This is a genomic window from Pseudomonas sp. B21-040 (assembly GCF_024748695.1).
Classification (GTDB): Bacteria; Pseudomonadota; Gammaproteobacteria; order Pseudomonadales; family Pseudomonadaceae; genus Aquipseudomonas.
In genome coordinates, this window is the sequence record NZ_CP087176.1 from 2,710,247 (window position 1) to 2,729,281 (window position 19,035).

The window sequence follows — 19,035 nt, forward strand, 5'->3', positions numbered from 1 at the left end:
CTCCGACAGGGGATTTTGTATGCTTTGGAGGTTACACGATGCTGGCGCCTCGGGCCGCCAGCAGTTCGCGCAACACCGAGCGGTGACAGTGCGCCTCTTCCTCGCAATAACAACCCACGGCCAGCGAAGTGTGATGGGAGAGGGCGGCCAACAGGTCCAGTAACTGGCTTGGCGCGGGTTGGTTCATTTCTACCTTGAACTTGCGTCTGAAGGCCTCCCAGGCCTTGTCGTCCGTGGCCGCTTTGGCTTCAGCCACCAATTCGGCACTCGGCGACAGCAACGGCTGCCACACGTCGTAAAAATCACGGCGGGCAAACTCAGCCTTCGGTACGCCACGGGGTGGACGGCGCACGGTGCCCAGGCGCAAGCCTTCATCAGGGGAGCGCGGCGAGCCGAGGCGGACGATATGAATGGCCATGGCGTTACGGGTGCCGCGAGCCGTCATGCCACTCCAGCGCCGTGCGCCAGAGGCAGATCCCCAGGAAATACGACGACATCAGCAACCAAAGCCCCATCACCATCGGATTGATGACGGGATGGTTGATCACCAGCGACAAACTGCACAGCAGCCAAATGGCCGTCACCGCAATGTTGATCGGCATGAACTTGCGCACGCGAAACGGGTGCAGGAACTTCATCCGCGTCACGGTCAACAAGGCCAGGCCAATGACGGTGAGCAAGGTGATCCATGGCGTCGGCGCGATGATGTACAGGCACAGCGCAACCACATTCCACGCGGCCGGAAAGCCCTGAAAGTAGTTGTCTTTGCTCTTCATGTTGACGTTGCAGAAGCAGAACAGCGACGACACCAGAATCAGCGACACGCTCAGCAGCAGCGTGTAGTCCGGCAGCGGGATGTAGCGATAGATGAACAGCGCCGGGATAAACACATAGGTCAGGTAGTCGATCACCAGGTCCAGAATCGAGCCATCGAAACTGGGCAGCACCGATTGCACATTGACCTTGCGCGCCAGCGCGCCATCCAGCCCGTCGACGATCAGCGCGACGCCCAGCCACAGCAGGCACTGAGTCGGCTGGTTATCCAGCAATGCCAGGGTGGCGAGGAAGGCAGTCACCACGCCGGTGGCGGTAAAACCATGGGCGCCCCAAGCTTTGAGCCTGGCAATGTGTACGGTCGAAATCACGGGGGCGTTCTCCAGTAAATGAAGCAAGCCTGTTATCACCCCTTCAAGTGGGGGTGTCGGCAAACCGGGTCGGTTGCAGGTATCGACCGGGAATCCGGGGATAAGGTTCAGCGTCTGTAAATCTTAGCTGCATGGCAAGAAAATACCCCGGATAAACGCCGGGCGTTCGAGGAAACGCCGACGCTGGCGCACCGTCTGATTTCAGCAGCCCAATGGTCGTGGCGCATTTGTCGGTGAGGACTATCGTTGCCTGACCGGATCAACTTCTCTTGAAGAGGACAGCGTCATGAACACCAGCGATCTGCTCGAACAATTGCTGCGGGCCGGCCAGGGCTCGATGGGTCAACAGGGCGGCGGTGGCGCGTCGTCTCAAGATCCGCTGGGCGGACTCGGTGGCTTGCTGGGTGGCCTGGTGGGCGGAGGGGGCGGTTCAAGCAGTGGCGGTGGCGGCCTGGGTGGATTGCTCGGCGGTTTGCTCGGCGGTGGTTCAGCGACGGGTGGTTCGACCCAGAGTCGCTCCGGTGGCGGCACCAATTACGCGGCCCTGGCGTCGTTGGGAATGATGGCATTCCAGGCGTATCAGAGCTGGCAGCGCAGTCAGGCTTCGGCACCCCGACAGCCGCCGCGCACGGCTGATCTATTGTCGGGGCCGGAAATAGAAGACCACAGTCATGCCGTGTTGCGTGCATTGATTGCGGCGGCGAAAGCCGATGGCCGCATTGATGCGGCCGAGAAGCAGCTAATCAGCGCTGAAATCGGCAAGCACACCGATGACCCAGACCTTCAGCAATGGCTGGATGAAGAGGTGGCCCGGCCGCTGGATGCCGTCGATGTGGCGGTGTCGGCAACGGACCCGGCGATTGCGGCGGAAATGTACCTGGCGAGCGTGATGCTGGTGAACGATCAGGGGGACGCCGAGCGGACCTATCTCGACGAACTGGCAGCGGCGCTGGAGATTGATCCTGAACTGCAAGTGCATCTGGAGCAGCAGGCCAAGGGAGGCGCGGCCTGAGCGGCTGTTACGGACGCTACAGCAGAAACGTAACGCCATGCGCCGCGGCGATCTCAAGGATCCGCGGCAAATCCTCCGGCACCCGCAGCCGATCCACCGCCGCAAAGAACTGCCCGCCCCTTGGATCGGAGACCACACCAATCATTTTCGCGGTCGGGCTGAGGTTCTTGTAAGCATGGATCGCCCCACCGGGAATATGCACGTAGCCCCCGGCTGACACCGTGGTGGACGTGCCCGCTACCGTCACTTCGACCTCGCCGTCGACCACATAGAACGCTTCATCCCACGGATGAAAGTGCGGCGGCGGCCCGCCACCTTGCACGCCTTCCTGAATGTGCATTTCAAAAGGCTTGCTCAGATCGCCGCCGGCGAGAATCGTGATCGCCTCGCCGACGACATTCACCGGTGTCGGCGTTTGGGCTTGCTCGATGATGTGAACCGTTCGCATGATTGCTCTCCGCAGGATGAATCCGCACTGGCTGAGTATATTCACCCGCGAGCCGTCGGGTGCCGCGCCTGAGGCCCGTTTGTCCGGGTGGTTTGAATGCCGATGGAATTTTTATCTGGCCCGGTTGCTCTGCTGATTAGAGACGCCTTCATGACGGCGGCATCGGCAGCAGGTATGCCATGAACAAGACCCTGGATGACTACAACCGCTTGCGCGATTTTTCGGCGACCTCAGAGCCCGTCGCGACCAAACGCCTGGCCAAAAAAAACGCGAAAGACCACGCGTTGCAGTTCTGCATTCAGAAGCATGACGCCTCACGTCTGCATTACGATTTTCGCCTGGAACTTGAGGGGGCGCTGAAAAGCTGGGCGGTGCCTAAAGGCCCGTCCCTGGACCCCAAGGTCAAGCGTCTGGCGGTTCACGTCGAAGACCATCCGCTCGATTACGCGACGTTTGAGGGCAGCATTCCCGAAGGGCATTACGGCGCGGGCGATGTGATCGTGTGGGACCGCGGTGTGTGGATTGCGCAGGAGGATCCGGTCAAGGCCTACGCCAAGGGCAAGCTCAAGTTCGAACTGCAAGGCGAGAAGCTTGGTGGTCTATGGAGCCTGGTGCGCACGCACATGCCGGGCAAACAGGAGCAATGGTTTCTGATCAAGCATCAGGACAGCGCGGCCAAGCCCGAGAGCGATTACGATGTGGTCACCGCCGAGCCCGACAGCGTGCTCAGTGATCGGACCCTCCTGGCCAAACAATCGAAGTCGACGGTTAAACCCAAACCCGTCAAGCAACCGGCACGCAAAGTGGCGACTAAAGAGACATCGGCGCCACTCACCGGCGCTCGCAAAGCCAAACTGCCAGAGCAGCTCAAACCCGAACTGGCCACGTTGGTGGAGAAGGCTCCGGACGGTCAGTGGCTTTACGAGATCAAGTTCGACGGTTACCGGATCATGGCCCGCATCGACCACAGCGACGTCAGGCTCTTCACCCGTAACGGTCACGACTGGACCCACAAACTGCCCAGACAGGCCGAAGCCTTGGCGGCATTGGGCCTCGAATCAGCCTGGCTTGACGGTGAAATGGTGGTGGCCAACGAGCAGGGCGTACCGGACTTTCAGGCGCTGCAAAATGCCTTCGACGCCGGTGCCAGCGCCAACATCGTGTACTACTTGTTCGACCTGCCTTATCTCAACGGCGTGGACCTGCGCGAGGTGCCGGTCGAAGAACGCAGGGTGGCGCTGTCGACCGTGCTCAAGCTCAATCATGACCCGCTGCTGCGCTTCTCGGATTCATTCGCTGAAGCACCAGACGCCTTGCTCAACAGCGCCTGCCAAATGCAGATGGAAGGGTTGATCGGCAAGCGCATGGGCTCACCTTATGTGTCACGACGCAGCAGCGACTGGATCAAGCTCAAGTGCAAACATCGGCAGGAATTCGTGGTGGTCGGCTACACCGATCCGAAAGGGTCGCGTCATGCATTCGGTGCCTTATTGCTCGGGTTGCACGACCGTGACAGCGCTCAATTGCGTTACGCCGGGAAGGTTGGCACCGGATTCAACGAGACGACGCTCAAGCGCATCTTCGAACAGCTCAAACCCTGGCAGACGAAGAAGCCGTCGGTGGTCAACCCACCGAGCGGTTTCGAGGCCAAGGGTGTGCACTGGCTCAAGCCCACGCTGCTGGCCGAAGTGGCGTTTGCTGAAATGACCAAGGAGGGCTCGGTGCGCCATGCGGTGTTCCATGGCCTGCGCGAAGACAAACCCGCCAAAGGCATCACTGAGGAGCGTCCCCACGTGGTGAAGACCCCAGAGAAAAAAACCGCCGGTGCGCAACCTGCACCGTCGCAGGCTGGCCTGGTCAAGGGCGAGGTGCGCATCACCCACCCCTACCGGGTGATCGACGCCACCACCGGGACCACCAAAGTTCAGTTGGCCGAGTATTACGCCAGCGTTGCGCAGTGGATTTTGCCCGAGCTCAAGGACAGGCCCGTGGCACTGGTTCGTGCACCGGAGGGGATCGCTGGTGAGTTGTTTTTCCAGAAAAATGCCGAGCACTTGGCCATTCCAGGCATCACCACGCTGGACAAGGCACTCACCGGCCAACCGGTGATGATCATCAACAACGCCCAAGCGCTGATTGGCGCCGTGCAAATGAGTACCGTGGAGCTGCACACCTGGAATGCCACCGCCGATAATCTCGAGCGGCCCGATCGTTTCGTGCTCGACCTTGATCCGGACCCGGCGCTGCCCTGGAAAAGCATGGTCGAGGCGACTCAGCTAACGCTGTCGGTGCTCGATGAACTGGGGCTCAAGGCCTTCCTCAAAACCAGCGGCGGCAAGGGTATTCACCTGGTGGTGCCGCTGACCCGCAAGCAGGGTTGGGACGAGGTGAAGGACTTCAGCCATGCGATTGTCAGCCACATGGCGAAGCTGTTGCCGGAACGCTTTTCTGCCGTCTCGGGGCCGAAGAATCGGGTCGGGCGGATCTTCATCGATTACCTGCGCAACGGTCTGGGTGCCACCACCATTTGCGCCTACGCCGTGCGTACTCGTGAAGGTTTACCGGTGTCGGTGCCAATCTTTCGCGAGGAAGTGGCCGAGCTCAAAGGGGGGAACCAATGGAACGTGCACAATGTGCATGAGCGTCTGGCCGAGGTGGGTGAGGGGCCTTGGGCGGGCATGAGGAAAACCCGGCAGACGATTACGGCTGAGATGGGGCGACGGGTGGGGATGAAAAAGTAATCGGCAGTGAGGATGCCGGCGCCCCTTCAACAGGGCGCCAGCCGGCGCTCTTTGTTACTTGATGAATTGCAGGAGGTCGGAGTTCAGCTTGTCGATGGCCGCTTTAAAATCCTTGGCAGTGACGTTCTGGCTTTCGTTTTCCAGGGTGGTACCAAAGACCTTGCGCACGACTCTGCCCACGGTCTGGTTGGTTCTGGCATCGACGAATTCAGCTTCGATATACAGTTCGGTGTCCTGGTCACGATGACCGGTGGCTGCCTGTGTCGCCCCGACAACGGCAGCGATCGGCACCACTTCATACCACTTCATGCCTTCGTTCGAGGCGCTGACCCCGGTGATCGCCGCACGCAAGATCAAGGTTCTGGAGCCGGCCGGTGCTGACGCCGAGTTGGTCACAACCCGGTATTTGGTGCCCAGCGTGGCTTTGGCTTTGCTGGTCATGTAGCTCTGAATATCGGCCAGCGTCTGCTGATTCACCCGCTCGTTGGGTTTCGGCGCCGGGTAGAATTCCAGCTTGTTGAACGCCACGGTGTCATACGCATTCGGGTTCCACGATGGGCTCACCCAACGCATTGCCGTACCACCGCTGGGCGTTTCGACTTCCTGCAGGTTGTTGTAGCTCGACAGGTAACCGGAATATTGTTCCTTTTCCGTGACCTTCGAAGTACAACCGCCAAGCAAGACGCCGGTCAGTGCAGCACCGATGAGCAAGTTTCGTGACAGATTCATAGTGGTGTTTACTCCATGGTTTGAGTCGTGTTGTTCATTGCAGTGCATCAAAAACGCCAAGTCATGTTGCCGGTCAGGGCTTGAATCCAGGCTTTGTCGAATTGACCGGAAATTCGATCGCCTGACACGGCCTTGGTCTGGTTGTCGGGCATGTCGTCGAGCCAGATCATGGCCCAGCTGACATTCACGTCGGTGTCCTTGTTCAGAGCATAGGTGGCTCCTGTGGCAATGCGCCAAGATTCGTTCATCGGCAAGATAACGGAGCGATTGCTGTCCGAGACCGCGCTGCTGTCGTAGGCCATACCGACGTTCCACAACCATTGTTCGGTGGCCTGGTATTGCGCGCCCAGCGAAAGGTGCCAGGTGTCCTTGAACCCGGCGTCGACCGTTTTCGATTGAGCCCCCAACGCGCTGGTATCGACCTCCACCCCGATCTCACCGAACTCAGACCAGTCCTGCCAGTTGGCCGAGGCCAGCAAGGCCCATTGGCGGTCGAGTTGCTGGTACAGGCTCAGGGTCACGGTCTGCGGCACTGATGTGTCGATTTTAGTGTTGGTGTTGTTGATGCGATCCAGCAGGCGGCCGTCGCCTTTCACATCCAGCCGATCCTCGAAGTCCAGATCGACTTTGCTGGTGTAGGTCAGGCCGATGCGCGTACCGGGTTGTGGTGCGTAGATGACCCCAACGTTGGCGCCATAGCCCCAGGTGCCATCCTTGTATTTGAACTGGCCATCTGCGCGGTCGGTGAAGCCGAAGGGAGAGCGGTCAATGGCGGTATCTGCCTTCAATATGCCGTACATGGCTTTGATGCCCACGCCCACCGACCACTGCTCATTGAAGCGGTAGGCCACGCTCGGCACCAGGGACAAACCGAGCAGGCTGACGTTCTGTGCGAAGTACCGCCCGGACCAATCGTTGTCGTAATTGAGTGCCAGCCCGAAGTCGCCGTACTGGCCGAAACCGACGCTCCAGTGATCGTCGAGTTCATGCGTGACAAAGAAGCTGGCGCCGGGAATCGGATCGAGGGCATTGCCACTGTTACTGCCTGAAACGTTGGTGCCGGAGTCTCGATCGAAACTCAAGTCGCCATAAAGCACCTGCAAGCCTGCGGTGATTTGCGTGCCGGGCAGGTAACTCATACCCGCCGGATTGCTGGCGATGGTCGAGGGGCCTTGAGCGCGCGCAGCGGCACCGGCGTTGGCCAGGCCGGCGTTATCGGTGCCGATTTCGTAGAGCATGATTCCGCCAGCCCAGGCTTGCTGGCAGCAGAGCGCAAGAAGGGTGAATGTGGGTAGAGCAACTGTTCTTGTTCGCATGGTTTCCCCCCAGGAAATGTCCCTTCAAACAAGGGTGGCTGGCGCCAGCCACCCTTGGATTCTGCTGGTTACTTGGCCATGGCTGCCCGGGCCGCTTCGATCTTGGCCTTGACCGAGTCGAGGTTGAAGCTCGCGCCTTTTTGCATCGGCGGGAACTCGATGGCGGTTTCAGCCAGTTTGGCGACCTGTTGCTGGACAAACACAAAACGCCAGAACTGATACTTGAACCAGTCAAAGTATTGCGTCGAACCTTGCGCGGCCCCATTGTCCGCCCAGCCCATGCGTTCGAACGGGTCGAGCCGCAGGTTGGTCAGGTACGGCACGTCCACCGCAACCTTAGCTCCCAACCAGGCACTTGGCTGGTCAATGAAACGATATTTGTAGTCATCGATGCGCACTGCACCGAGGGTGCTCTCTCCAAAGTAGAAGATCTCGTGGCGGTTCGACGGACCCTTTCCGGTAATCATCGGCGTCTGGTCGTAACCGTCGAGGTGCACTTTGTAGGTGGTATCGCCCAGTTGTTTACCCTTGAGCAGTTCGGCGGTGATGTTCGGGTTACCCGCTGCCGCGACCAGGGTCGGGAACCAGTCCATGCCCGACATGATGCCGTTGGCGACCTGGTTGGCCGGTACTTTGCCCGGCCAGCGAATAATCGCCGGTACCCGGAAGCCGCCTTCCATAATGGTGCCTTTGCCCATGGCAAACGGGGTGGTGCCGCCATCCGGCCAAGTGAAGTTCTCCGCGCCATTGTCGGTAGTGAAAATGACGATGGTGTTATCGGCCAGCCCGTCTTTCTTCAGCTTGGCCATGACATCGCCAACGACGTCGTCAAGTTGCGCCATGCCGGCTTCCTGTTCCGACCAGCCGTTTTCCGAGTTGCGCATGGCTTCGTATTTATCGGACAGGTGGGTAACGATGTGCATGCGAGTTGGATTGAGCCAGACGAAGAAGGGTTTGTTGTCCTGCTTGGCCTTGTCGATGAAGGTAAAGGTCTTGTCGCGGATCTCCTCGTCGACGGTTTTCATCCGCTCTGGATACAGCGTGCCGGCGTCTTCGATTTTCTGTTTGCCGACCTTGCCCCAACGCGGCATCACGGTGCTGTCATCGGTGGTGGTGGCCCAACTGTGGACCATGTTGCGTGGGCCGACAGTCGCTAGCAGGTCTTGCGGATAGTTGGGGTGCGCCGGGTCTTCCATGGCGTCGAGGTGATAGAGGTAGCCAAAGAATTCGTCGAAGCCGTGCACCGTCGGCAGGAACTCGTTCAAGTCGCCCAAGTGATTCTTGCCGAACTGGCCGGTGGCGTAACCCATGGCCTTGAGTGCGGTGGCAATGGTGACCGCTTCAGCAGGAATGCCGACAGGCGAGCCGGCCTGGCCGACCGTGGTCATCCCGGTGCGGATCGGCAGTTCACCGGTGATGAAATTGGCGCGCCCGGCCGTGCAACTGGCCTCGGCGTAATAATCGGTGAAGCGCATGCCTTCGGCCGCGAGCTGGTCGAGGTTGGGGGTGCGGCCGGCCATCATGCCCTGGTTGTAGACACCGATATTCGACCAGCCGATATCGTCGCCCATGATCACCAGGATATTAGGGGCCGATTTGTCTGCTGCCTGGGAGATGCCGGGTAGAGCCATTGCAGACAACAGCACCGATGCGGCGAAGAGCCTGGAAAGCTTTGTCTGGTTCATTTGGAACTCCTGCTTGCGGGAATGGGGTGTCGAAACAGGTCCCCCGACCGGTAGTGAAAATGGCTTTCCCCCGCAAGAGCGTAGTACGACCTGCGAAATATTCAGCAGCAATTGGCCGAAAAAGTGCCGTTGTCGCTCAGGCAATCAGTTTTTTTTCTTATTTGATGATGATTTTCATCGGGTGGAGGTGGCCGGGCTTGCACGCAGTGGTCATGGGCAATGGCGTGATGATCGGAAAATATCCTGTCTGGTTCCGGGGCATTGCTAGACTTTAGTGCTCCAACAGATCTCGGTGGAGAGCAAACGATGCCGTCTTTCCCAACGCAGGCCCGATTGTTCTTCTTTGGCTGGCTGGTTTACTTGTTTGCCTGTACTTTGCACGCGGCACAACCCGCTGTTGAGGCGGCGCCAGCCATGCAACTGGAACCCAAGGCGCTGGACGTTCTCAAGGCCATGAGTGCCAAGCTGATGAGCACCTCAGGCATGAGTTTCAAAGCCATTACCACTTACGAAAAACCCAGCCGGCTGGGGCCGCCGTTGGCCTACAACACCGTGGCGTTAGTGACCGTGCAACGGCCAGATCACCTGCGCGTTTTAACCTCGGGTGACGGCCCGGCGACCGAGTTTTACTACGACGGTAAACAGGCCTATGCCTACGCACCGAAGGAAAACCTGCTGGCCCAGGCGGACGCGCCACCCACTATCGATGCGACGCTCGAGGCCGCGTACCAGCGAGCCGCGATCTACTTTCCCTTTACCGATGTGATCGTCGCCGACCCCTACAAGGATTTGTCGAAGGACCTGCGCCTGGCGTTTTACATCGGTCAGTCCACGGTGGTTGGCGACACCACCACCGACGTCATTGCCTACGCCAGCGATACCGTGTTTGTGCAAGCGTGGGTCGGTACGCAGGACAAGTTGCCGCGCATGCTGCGTGCCGTGTTCCGGGATGATCCGACGCAATCGCGGCATCAGGTTGCGTTCAGCGACTGGAAGCTCGAATCGGCGATGCCTGAGCAGTTCTTCAAGCCACAGAACAGTGAGAAGGCGCAACGCATTCAGTTTGCCCCGCCACCGGGCATGCGCGCCCCTGCAGGGGTTAAAGAACCGGTGGCAAAACCGCAAAAAACCGAGTGAGGTGACTGAGCCATGAGTCGATCAATCTTGACGCTTGCCGGGGTGTTGATTGCGCTACTGAGCTGCAACCAGGCGGCGGCCTGGTCGCATGCCGGAAGTTTCGGTCGTTCGTGGGGGGGCGGGGGAGACTGGAACCGCTCCGGCGCGTTCGGCTCTGCCTCGGGTGGAGATGGCAGCTGGAGTGGAGAGACTAATCGCGGCGGGTCGGCTTCGGGCGGTGACGGCAGCTGGAACGCGTCGGGTTTTCGAGGAGGCTCGGCATCGGGCAACGATGGTAACTGGAGCGCCAGAGACGAGAATGGCGGGACGGCCTGGGGGAGCGATGGCTCGTGGCGCGCCCAGGGTGAAAATGGCGGCACTGCCGCCGGTTATCGCGCAGACGGCTATGGCACCTCGGTATACCATCCGGCCACCTATGGAACCGGTTATTACCATCCGCCAACGGCAGTCATTGGCAGCAGCGGTTGTTACAACTGTGGCTACGCCCCGGCAGCCGTGGCCGCTGCAGGAGCGGTGTCGGGCGCGGCTGTCGCCAGCGTCGTTGAAAACAATGCCGATAATGATGCCTATAGCGCCGGTTATAACGCTGGAATGGTCGCTACTGCCCCCGAGACGCTGCCCATGGGGTCGACCTTTGCCACGCTTCCTTCCGGCTGCGGGTTGATAGCCGGCCCAGCTGGCACGTTTTATCAGTGCGGGAATTCTTGGGTGCGCCCTGCCTATGGTGCCAACGGTGTCTACTACACCGTGGTGCCAACGCCATGATCCATTGAGCGGTTTTACCAGCGAAACATCGGCAATGGCTTGAGCGGGGAGCGCAGGAACTGCCGCGCCGTGAGCCTGATCAGCATCCTGTGAAAGCCATGATTGGGAAACGTCGCCTTCACCGTTTTGATGTAAGCCCTTGGCAGGCCGAACGTCATCAACCCCAGGGACACATCGATCACATCGGCTCGCCGGAAAGGCTCGACGCTGAGTGCATGGGCGGCGCGGTAAGGCCGCACTTTGTGGTGTTCCAGGATAAGCGCCGTCACTTCGTCGCCAAGGTCCGTCAACTGCCGACTGGCGAGGTACTCCATGGCCTGCTGGACCGACGGTTCCAGGTAGTCGATGGTCCCGTCAGTCCAGATGCCCAGGTCATGAAACGCCGCCGCAATCTGCACCGCCTCCGATGGCAGTGAGTCAGTGCCGCTGATCGCGACATAGAAGTTCAGCATCCGATAAATATGATTGCGGTACGCCGTTAGATCAGCACCGATGGCCAGGGCGTAGGACGTCAGTATGTCGTCGGTGACGGGGAACTCCATCACGAGATTCATCGTTACTGCCCTCAGGCATCACGCAACAGGTCGTTGGCGTTGAGGATGTCATAAGCGATTTCCGGGCGATTCTCCAGGCCTCGGCGAATCGCGGCCGGGATTGACTGGCGGGTTTTTCGGCACAGCCCGGGCTGTTCGCCGAGGGTGATGCCGATGCCGCGCATGGTGCGTACTTCGTTGAAGCTGGGGACGATCTCGACGCGGATGCCCAGTTGCTCGTACATGCGGTTTTGCAGGCGTTCGAGGTCGGCCAGGCTCTGCAGGTTTTCCAGTCGATCGAGCAGGCGTTTTTCTTCCTGGCGGGTCAGAAACAGGATGCGCACGTCCGCGCCCGGTGTTTCCAGCAGCGGGTCACGCCCGCAGGTGCAGGCGCCGGGCGGGCAGGGTGAGCGGATCGGAGCGGAGGTCGTCATGGGGTTCAATCATAGAGCGCTCTAATCCGGTTTGCCCATAGGTGATTGGTCAGTCGGAAATATCGGTCGTCGGAATGATTTGCTCATCCTCGACCGGTGCACTGATGGCGGTTTTCTTTTCCCGCCGATCATTCATCCAGTTGTTCAGTTGGGCACCGAATTCGGCAGGCGCTTTGCGCCCGACCCTTCTGGCCAAATCGAGAATGGTTTGCTGGGCGAGCGCTTCTTCCATGCGCTTTTGCGCGGTCATCATGACCGCGTGCACCGCGCAATTACCGTCCAGGGCCCACTCTGGCGGGGAGCCGTCGAACAGGGCGCAGCGCCCACGGATTTCGCGGCAATCGAAGATCCGCTTCTGGCCGTCGATGGCGTTGACGATGTCCAGCACGCTGATTTCGTCCGCCGGGCGCGCCAGTTTGAACCCGCCGCGCACACCTTCGGTGGCGATGACCAGTTTGGCCTTGGCCAGTTTGGTGAAGATCTTGGCCAGGTAATCCAGCGGCACGCCTTGCAGTTCGGCGAGGTCGCGCACGCTCGCCTCACGGCTATCGCCGTAATCGCCTACCAGAAAAATCAGGCAATGAATGCCGTATTCAACGCCCGCGCTGTAAAGAGACATTGATATCTCCGACTGAATGAGTCGCCAATGTTATCAGTCGACGGATAGGGAAGCAACGAGCCGTCGACACCCCTAATTAGCCTGAGCGGTCGATGGATGAGAGCTGTTGGCCGGGTTGTCGAGGTATCAGGGCAGGTGATGGTAACGATCGATGGAAGGTCGTTGCGTGTTTTAACTCGGATCACTATAGTCGCCGTTGTCAGCTCAACAACGAGCAGAGTCTTTGGTCTTCCCCGGAGTTAAAACGATGAAACAGCACATTCTGGTAATCGGCGCAGGTTTCGGCGGCATGTGGACGGCGTTGAGCGCCACGCGCCTGTTCGACCTTCATGATCATGACGGCGTAGAGGTCACGGTACTGGCGCCTCAGGCCGAGCTGCGTGTGCGTCCGCGCTTCTACGAACCGAATGCTCATCAACTCGCCGCACCGATTGGTGAGCTGTTCGATGCCGTCGGTGTGAAGTTCATCAAGGGCTCCGCAGAGACCATCGATGTGCAGCAAAAACGTGTCGGTTACACCGATGCTTCGGGCACTGCGCAGACGTGCAGCTACGACAAACTCGTTCTGGCCACCGGCAGCCGCCTGGCCCTGCCGGACACCCCGGGTGTGGCCGAACATGCCTTTGATGTGGATCAGATCGAACAAGCCGTGCGTCTGGAAAACCACCTCAAATCCCTGGTCAACCTGCCTGCCAGTAAAAGCCGCAACACGGTCGTGGTGGCCGGTGGCGGTTTCACCGGGATTGAAACGGCGACCGAAATGCCGGCGCGTCTGCGGGCCATCCTCGGCGAGGACGCGGACATCGAGGTGATCGTCGTCGACCGTGGCGAAAAGGTCGGTGCTTCGATGGGGGCTGAAATCAGCCATAAGATCGCTGAGGCAAGCACTGAGCTGGGCGTGAAGTGGCGTTTGAAATCGTCGGTCGTTGCAGTCGACGAGAAGGGTGTGACCTTGGCCGATGGCCAGCGCATCGACGCCAAGACCGTGGTCTGGACCACCGGTGTGCGAGCCAGTTCGCTGACTGAGCAAATCCCCGCCGAACGTGATGCCATGGGCCGTCTGCACGTGGACAGCCATCTGAAAGTCATCGGCCAGGACGACATCTTTGCCACGGGGGATGTGGCGTACGCGGCCAGTGATGACATCGGTAATCATGCCTTGATGACCTGCCAGCACGCGATCTCGCTGGGGCGTCACGCAGGGAATAACGTGGCGGCGCAAATCCTGGGGGTGGACCCGACACCGTACAGCCAGCCCAAGTACGTCACCTGCCTGGATCTGGGGGCCTGGGGCGCGGTGTACACCGAGGGTTGGGATCGTCAGGTCAAACTGGTCAAGCAGGAAGCCAAAGACCTCAAAACTCAAATCAATACGGTCTGGATCTACCCGCCGGCAGCTGACCGTGTCACCGCATTGGCAGCCGCGGACCCGATGATCCCGGTAGCTTGATTCGATAACGCTGCGTGAATAAAAAATCCCGCTCAAGTGACCTTGAGCGGGATTTTTGTTTTAGATACGGAAAGCCTGGCGGCCAACCAGCAGCCATTGGCCGCTTTTCTTTTGCCAGATCTGGAAGTTCTCGATTTCGGTCGGGACCACTTCGGTGCCTTTGAGGGCTTGCGCCGAGAAATGATTGCGCACCAGCGCGACATCGCCGGAGACGTTGATGGTCTGGTTTTGCATTTCCAGGGTTTTGAACGCGCTTTTGCCCGTTTCGATATCAGCGATGAAGTCGGTCTTGTCCTGAACCTTGCCGCTGGAATGCCCGTAGGTCAGGTTCTCGGCGGTCAGCGCTTTAAGCTCGGTGATGTTCTTGTGCAACATGGCTTGGGTCAGATGATCGACAGCGCTGGCGACCTCTTTCTCGCCGGAGGCGGGGGCGGCCGCTACGTAGCCACTGAAGAGGCATAAAAAACCGACCAGCAGTTTGACGTTCTTCATAGGTGTTTCCTTGTTGTTATGGGAATGGGTGACTCGTCGGTCATCGTACAACCTATGAAGAATTAAGAAAACACCCGGCACGACCTGTATTTCAGGCCGCGCCGGGCGTCGTGCATTTCAGGCCAGCATCGACAGTAAACCGCCCTGACGATCCAGTTTGGCCAGGTCATCGAAACCGCCGACATGGGTGTCACCGATGAAAATCTGCGGCACGCTGCGACGACCGCTGCGGTCGAGCATCTCCTGGAATTTGCCGGGATCAGCCTGAACGTTTATCTCCTGCGCGGTGACGCCTTTGCTGCTCAGCAGCGCCTTGGCGTTACGGCAATAGGGGCAGGTGTCGGTGGTGTAGATCGTCACGTTGTTCATTGTCAGTACTCCTGAAATCAAGCGCCGGGTTCAAGCATCGATGGCGGGGAAGTCGATATCGGTCAGGGCGAGGTTGTTGAGGTAGTTGGTCAGCGTCTGCGAGGCCACATGGGCAATCACTTCAATGATCTTGGCGTCGTTGATGCCGGCGGTACGCGCTGCGTCGATTTGTTCGAGGCTCAGGTGGCCACGGCTTTCGGTGATTTGTTGGGCGAGCGTGGCGAAGGCATTCAGTTGGCCGTGCCGGGCGCTGAGGATGTCCTGCGCCGACAGTCCGGCTTTACCGGCAAACAAGGTATGCGCCGCCAGGCAGTAATCGCAGCCGTTGACCTGCGAGGTGGCCAGGAAAATGGCTTCTTTTTCCGTCGCACTCAGGGATGTTTTACCCAGCGCCACGCCTTGTTGCAGGTAGGCCGCCAATACAGCAGGGGCATGGGCCAGGGTTTTGAAGACATTGGGCAAAAAGCCGATTTTTTTCTGCACGCCTTCCAGCAGCGGGCGGGTGGTTTCAGTGGCGTGTTCGAGGCTCAGGGCGGTGATGCGGCTCATGGTGTTGCTCCGTCGATTCAAGCGCGGTGTGCGCTGGGTACGGGGTCTATGCTATGCAACGGCGGTGGCGTTTAGGGTGCAAATCGTCGAGGATATGCAACAGATCGTCCAAACCTGTCCCCCGGGAGTCGTTCCATGGATCGCTTGTCCACCTTGCTCACCCACTTCGGCGTCAGCGCCGGGAGCTTCTTCAGTGGGCGTTTTTGCGACGCCGTGGTCTTTGATGGTGAGCAGTCAACGGGGCACATCCACCTGCTGCAGGCGGGCGAATTGACGCTGAAGTTGGCCGATGAGCCGGACCGTTTGCTGACCGAGCCCACGCTGATATTTTTCCCGCGACCTTATCGTCATCGCTTGTTCGCCAGCGAAGCGTCGGGCACGCAACTGGTGTGCGCTTCGCTGGATTTCGACGGCGGCGCCGGTAATGCCCTGGCGACCGCGTTGCCTGACTATCTGCTACTGCCACTGGGCAGCGTTCCGACGATGGCCAGCACGCTGGACTGGTTGTTCAACGAAGCGTTCGGCGACACCTGCGGCCGTGAAGCGATGATGGATCGACTGTTCGAATTGCTGGTGATTCAGTTGCTGCGCCACCTGTTGTCCAGTCGCGATCAGCGTCCGGGCATGATGGCCGGCCTCGCGGATGCACGGCTGGCGCGGGCCATGAACTTGATGCATGACGCGCCTGAAAAGCCTTGGACCGTCGCCCAATTATCGGCGGTGGCCAACATGTCGCGCGCCAGTTTTGCCGAACACTTTCGGCTGGTGGTCGGGCAGACGCCGGTCGACTATCTGGTGAGCTGGCGCATCAGTCTGGCGCAGAAGCGCTTGCGCCAAGGTAAGTCGATTGCACTGATCGCCGATGAAGTCGGCTACGAAAGCCCCTCGGCCCTGGCCCGGGCCTTTCGCCGAAAAACCGGCATCAGCCCGCGTGAATGGGTGCAAGAAGGCAAGCGCGCGCGATAACGCTCGTGGGGTGACGGGCTGTTTGAGGTTCGTGAGATAGACTGATCAGCGGACATCGAACGATGGGAGTGTCGAACGTGGCGCCATTCAAATGGACTCGTTAATCACCGCTGCTGCCCGAGCGCTGGCAGCGGGTGATCCGCTCGGTGCTTTGAACCGGGTGGCCTTGCGCGATGATGCACCGGCGCTGGCACTGCGCGGCATCGCCATGGCCCAGCTCGGCGATCTGGAACGGGCGAAGGCGTTGGTCAAACGGGCGGCGCGTGCATTTGGTGCGAAAGAGCCCATGGCCCGGGCGCGGTGCGTGGTGGCTGAGGCCGAAATTGCGCTGGCGGCGCGCGATTTGAGCTGGCCGGTAAAGGCCCTCGACGCGGCACGGGCGACGCTGGAAGCCCATGGGGATTGGGTGAATGCGGCACATGCGCGGTATCTGGAGATCCGCCGGTTGTTGCTGATCGGGCACCTCGATCAGGTCGAGCAATTACTCGTCCGTCTCGACCCCGCGCCGTTGCCGCCGGCCCTGCGTGCCGCACATGAACTGGTGGTGGCCGGCATTGCGATGCGTCGGCTGGAGATCAAAAAGGCCCGGTCTGCGCTGCAAAGGGCTGAACACTTTGCCGCCGAAGCCGCTATCCCCGCACTGACGGGCGAAGTCGAAAGCGCCGCTCACGTCATGAACGCCCCCGCAGCCCGGTTGATCAGCCGTGGCGAAACACGACCACTGATGCTGGATGAAGTCGAAACGCTGTTCGCTTCAACCTCGCTGGTGGTCGACGCGTGTCGCTACACGGTGCGCGGCGCCGGCATGTCCGTCTCGCTGGGCAGTCGCCCGGTGTTGTTCGCCCTCGCACGGGTGTTGGCTGAAGCCTGGCCGGCCGATGTCAGCCGCGAAGTGCTTATCGCCCACGCCTTTCGCTTGAAACTCAGTGATGAATCCCACCGTGCGCGCTTGCGCGTGGAGATCGGACGGCTGCGGGCGGCGCTTCGACCGTTGGCCGACGTCACTGCGACGAAGCGCGGGTTTGCACTGGTGGCGCCCGACGTCGTGGTGCTGGCGCGACCGGTCGAGGAGCAGCACGCGGCGCTCCTGGCTTTTCTGGCAGACGGTGAATCGTGGTCGAGTTCGGCCTTGGCGATGGCGCTTGGCACCAGTCAGCGTAGCGTGCAACGGGCGCTTGATTCGCTGGCAGTCGCCAGCAAAGTGCAGGCGTTCGGTCGCGGCAAGGCGCGTCGCTGGATGACGCCACCGATGCCGGGATTCGCGACGACTTTGTTACTCACCGCTTTGTTGCCGGGTGATTAGGATCCACTCCACACACCCAGTGAAGAGGATGTACCCATGAAACGTTCATCAGCTGAAATCATCCGCGAATACGGACCTTTTCCCGACGTAAAAAGCGTGCACGGCGTCTCGTTTGACGGCCGGCACGTTTGGTTCGCTTCCGGAGACAAGCTCAACGTCTTTGACCCGGACAGTGACAAGCCGCTGCGTTCGCTCGACATAACCGCAGACGCGGGAACCGCCTTCGACGGCAAGCATTTGTTCCAGATTGCCGGGGAACACATCAACAAAATCGATCCAAAAAGCGGCCGCGTGCTCGCGACAATTCCGGCGCCCGGCGGCGGTACCGACTCGGGATTGACCTGGGCAGAAGGAACGCTGTGGGTCGGTCAGTACCGGGCGCGCAAGATCCATCAAATCGACCCCGAGACCGGGAAAATCCTGCGCACCATCGAGTCCAACCGTTTCGTCACCGGCGTGACCTGGGTGGACGGCCAAATGTGGCACGGCACCTGGGAGGAGGAAGAAAGTGAATTGCGGCGAATTGACCCGATCACCGGCAAAGTCCTGGAGGCTATCGAAATGCCGTCAGGCGTGGGGGTGTCAGGGCTTGAATCGGATGGTGGCGAGCGGTTTTTCTGCGGCGGTGGCAACAGCGGCAAAGTCAGGGCCGTTCGCCGGCCCGTGTCTTCCTAGAACGTAAACTGACGCGACGAGCGGGATGTGCTCTGGGCCAGTTCGATCTCCAGCAGATGTTCAGCCAGCACGTCATTGAGAAAGCGGAACTGATCGTTGAGGCCGACCACTTCGTTGCTGAAGTGGTTGGCTGCTGCCGGTATCAGCAACGCCTCGTAGTGTTTGTCGAACACTAATGACAGCGCTTTGCGCGACACAGATTCCTGTGCGTAGTAGTTGCTGCCGAACACCGGGAAGCTCACTGCCAAAGTAACGGAGTGGATCATGATGCTTGCTCCTCGGTCTGGCCGATGTCCAGGATGAAACGGGAAAAAAGTGTCAGCGTAACGGCCGTCAGGGTCAGGCAGGTCAGGAGATGGATCAACATGATGTGCCCCTCCGATGCGGGGTTTGCGTTGTGATGGGGTGATCGTGCGCCTGACGGTTTTATTGCGGAAGGCATTCGTCGCGATGGTGAATATCGACGGCAATGATGGTGTTCTCTGGGGCCCCATCGCGGGCAAGCCCGGCTCCCACAAATCTGTGAGCACCGCTGAACCTGTAGGAGCCGAGCTTGCTCGCGATGGGGCCCTCAAATCCGCCTTCGATCCAAAGCGAACAAACACCGCGACCTATACTCAAATAAATAGGCCTCTGAGTACCGGGCATTCTGCCCAAGGGCGATTGT

General features: G+C 59.9%; 21 protein-coding genes. 8 read left to right on the forward strand and 13 right to left on the reverse strand.

Features of this window, described 5'->3' with window-relative positions:
• Positions 1–31: 31 nt before the first annotated feature.
• Positions 32–418 carry a DUF488 domain-containing protein gene (locus LOY55_RS12455; protein WP_109784960.1) on the reverse strand — a complete coding sequence of 129 codons (387 nt, stop codon included), beginning with the start codon at positions 416–418 and terminating at the stop codon, positions 32–34.
• A 4-nt stretch (positions 419–422) separates the two neighbouring features.
• Positions 423–1,145 carry a phosphatidylcholine synthase gene (gene pcsA, locus LOY55_RS12460; protein ID WP_258668002.1) on the reverse strand — a complete coding sequence of 241 codons (723 nt, stop codon included), beginning with the start codon at positions 1,143–1,145 and terminating at the stop codon, positions 423–425.
• Between the two features lie 286 nt (positions 1,146–1,431).
• On the opposite strand from pcsA, the gene LOY55_RS12465 reads away from it, so the two are divergent.
• Positions 1,432–2,157, forward strand: coding sequence for a tellurite resistance TerB family protein (locus LOY55_RS12465; RefSeq protein ID WP_109784574.1), 726 nt, complete (start codon positions 1,432–1,434; stop codon positions 2,155–2,157).
• Positions 2,158–2,173: 16 nt separating this feature from the next.
• Here LOY55_RS12465 and LOY55_RS12470 read toward each other — a convergent pair whose 3' ends face one another.
• Positions 2,174–2,605, reverse strand: coding sequence for a cupin domain-containing protein (locus LOY55_RS12470; RefSeq protein ID WP_077430337.1), 432 nt, complete (start codon positions 2,603–2,605; stop codon positions 2,174–2,176).
• Positions 2,606–2,784: 179 nt separating this feature from the next.
• Between LOY55_RS12470 and ligD the strand changes: the two genes are divergently transcribed.
• Entirely contained in the window at positions 2,785–5,346 is a 2,562-nt protein-coding gene (gene ligD / locus LOY55_RS12475) for a DNA ligase D (RefSeq protein ID WP_223524577.1), read from the forward strand.
• A gap of 54 nt (positions 5,347–5,400) precedes the next feature.
• Here ligD and LOY55_RS12480 read toward each other — a convergent pair whose 3' ends face one another.
• The 3 genes from LOY55_RS12480 to LOY55_RS12490 form a co-directional block, all read right to left on the reverse strand.
• A complete protein-coding gene (locus tag LOY55_RS12480) occupies positions 5,401–6,075 on the reverse strand; it encodes a DUF3313 domain-containing protein (protein ID WP_046027745.1) in 675 nt (224 codons plus the stop codon).
• A 47-nt stretch (positions 6,076–6,122) separates the two neighbouring features.
• The gene (locus tag LOY55_RS12485; protein ID WP_109784577.1) at positions 6,123–7,391 is read right to left on the reverse strand and encodes an OmpP1/FadL family transporter; all 1,269 of its coding nucleotides are present in this window, start codon (positions 7,389–7,391) and stop codon (positions 6,123–6,125) included.
• Between the two features lie 68 nt (positions 7,392–7,459).
• Positions 7,460–9,076 carry an arylsulfatase gene (locus tag LOY55_RS12490; RefSeq protein ID WP_077430334.1) on the reverse strand — a complete coding sequence of 539 codons (1,617 nt, stop codon included), beginning with the start codon at positions 9,074–9,076 and terminating at the stop codon, positions 7,460–7,462.
• A gap of 306 nt (positions 9,077–9,382) precedes the next feature.
• Here LOY55_RS12490 and LOY55_RS12495 point away from each other — a divergent pair, with 306 nt between their 5' ends.
• Together LOY55_RS12495 and LOY55_RS12500 are read left to right on the forward strand one after the other, a co-directional pair.
• Positions 9,383–10,213: a DUF2092 domain-containing protein gene (locus tag LOY55_RS12495; RefSeq protein WP_223524580.1), complete on the forward strand. Its 831-nt coding sequence runs from the start codon at positions 9,383–9,385 to the stop codon at positions 10,211–10,213.
• Between the two features lie 12 nt (positions 10,214–10,225).
• Positions 10,226–10,978, forward strand: coding sequence for a hypothetical protein (locus tag LOY55_RS12500; protein ID WP_223524582.1), 753 nt, complete (start codon positions 10,226–10,228; stop codon positions 10,976–10,978).
• A gap of 14 nt (positions 10,979–10,992) precedes the next feature.
• Here the strand turns inward: LOY55_RS12500 and LOY55_RS12505 are convergent, their stop codons facing one another.
• Genes LOY55_RS12505 through LOY55_RS12515 form a run of 3 tightly spaced genes read right to left on the reverse strand, consistent with a single transcriptional unit; the run spans position 10,993 to position 12,564 of the window.
• A complete protein-coding gene (locus LOY55_RS12505; protein ID WP_046027741.1) occupies positions 10,993–11,532 on the reverse strand; it encodes a hypothetical protein in 540 nt (179 codons plus the stop codon).
• 11 nt (positions 11,533–11,543) lie between these two features.
• On the reverse strand, positions 11,544–11,945 hold the full coding sequence (locus LOY55_RS12510) for a hypothetical protein (protein ID WP_046027739.1): 402 nt from the start codon (positions 11,943–11,945) through the stop codon (positions 11,544–11,546).
• Positions 11,946–11,994: 49 nt separating this feature from the next.
• Positions 11,995–12,564: an Rrf2 family transcriptional regulator gene (locus LOY55_RS12515; RefSeq protein WP_077430331.1), complete on the reverse strand. Its 570-nt coding sequence runs from the start codon at positions 12,562–12,564 to the stop codon at positions 11,995–11,997.
• A gap of 247 nt (positions 12,565–12,811) precedes the next feature.
• On the opposite strand from LOY55_RS12515, the gene LOY55_RS12520 reads away from it, so the two are divergent.
• Positions 12,812–14,014, forward strand: a complete 1,203-nt coding sequence (locus LOY55_RS12520; protein ID WP_077430330.1) for an NAD(P)/FAD-dependent oxidoreductase — start codon at positions 12,812–12,814, stop codon at positions 14,012–14,014.
• Between the two features lie 60 nt (positions 14,015–14,074).
• Here the strand turns inward: LOY55_RS12520 and LOY55_RS12525 are convergent, their stop codons facing one another.
• From LOY55_RS12525 to LOY55_RS12535, 3 genes are all read right to left on the reverse strand, one after another.
• Positions 14,075–14,506 carry a nuclear transport factor 2 family protein gene (locus LOY55_RS12525; protein WP_077430329.1) on the reverse strand — a complete coding sequence of 144 codons (432 nt, stop codon included), beginning with the start codon at positions 14,504–14,506 and terminating at the stop codon, positions 14,075–14,077.
• A gap of 117 nt (positions 14,507–14,623) precedes the next feature.
• Entirely contained in the window at positions 14,624–14,875 is a 252-nt protein-coding gene (gene grxC, locus LOY55_RS12530; RefSeq protein WP_046027735.1) for a glutaredoxin 3, read from the reverse strand.
• 30 nt (positions 14,876–14,905) lie between these two features.
• Positions 14,906–15,424: a carboxymuconolactone decarboxylase family protein gene (locus tag LOY55_RS12535; RefSeq protein ID WP_077430328.1), complete on the reverse strand. Its 519-nt coding sequence runs from the start codon at positions 15,422–15,424 to the stop codon at positions 14,906–14,908.
• 135 nt (positions 15,425–15,559) lie between these two features.
• On the opposite strand from LOY55_RS12535, the gene LOY55_RS12540 reads away from it, so the two are divergent.
• The 3 genes from LOY55_RS12540 (at position 15,560) to LOY55_RS12550 (ending at position 18,368) form a co-directional block, all read left to right on the forward strand.
• Positions 15,560–16,390, forward strand: coding sequence for an AraC family transcriptional regulator (locus LOY55_RS12540; RefSeq protein WP_046027733.1), 831 nt, complete (start codon positions 15,560–15,562; stop codon positions 16,388–16,390).
• 91 nt (positions 16,391–16,481) lie between these two features.
• The gene (locus LOY55_RS12545) at positions 16,482–17,693 is read left to right on the forward strand and encodes a hypothetical protein (protein WP_046027732.1); all 1,212 of its coding nucleotides are present in this window, start codon (positions 16,482–16,484) and stop codon (positions 17,691–17,693) included.
• Between the two features lie 36 nt (positions 17,694–17,729).
• Entirely contained in the window at positions 17,730–18,368 is a 639-nt protein-coding gene (locus tag LOY55_RS12550; protein ID WP_109784586.1) for a DUF5074 domain-containing protein, read from the forward strand.
• On the opposite strand, the gene LOY55_RS12555 is transcribed toward LOY55_RS12550, so the two are convergent.
• Positions 18,365–18,634, reverse strand: a complete 270-nt coding sequence (locus tag LOY55_RS12555) for a hypothetical protein (RefSeq protein WP_046027728.1) — start codon at positions 18,632–18,634, stop codon at positions 18,365–18,367. The genes LOY55_RS12550 and LOY55_RS12555 overlap by 4 nt on opposite strands.
• Positions 18,635–19,035: the final 401 nt, after the last annotated feature.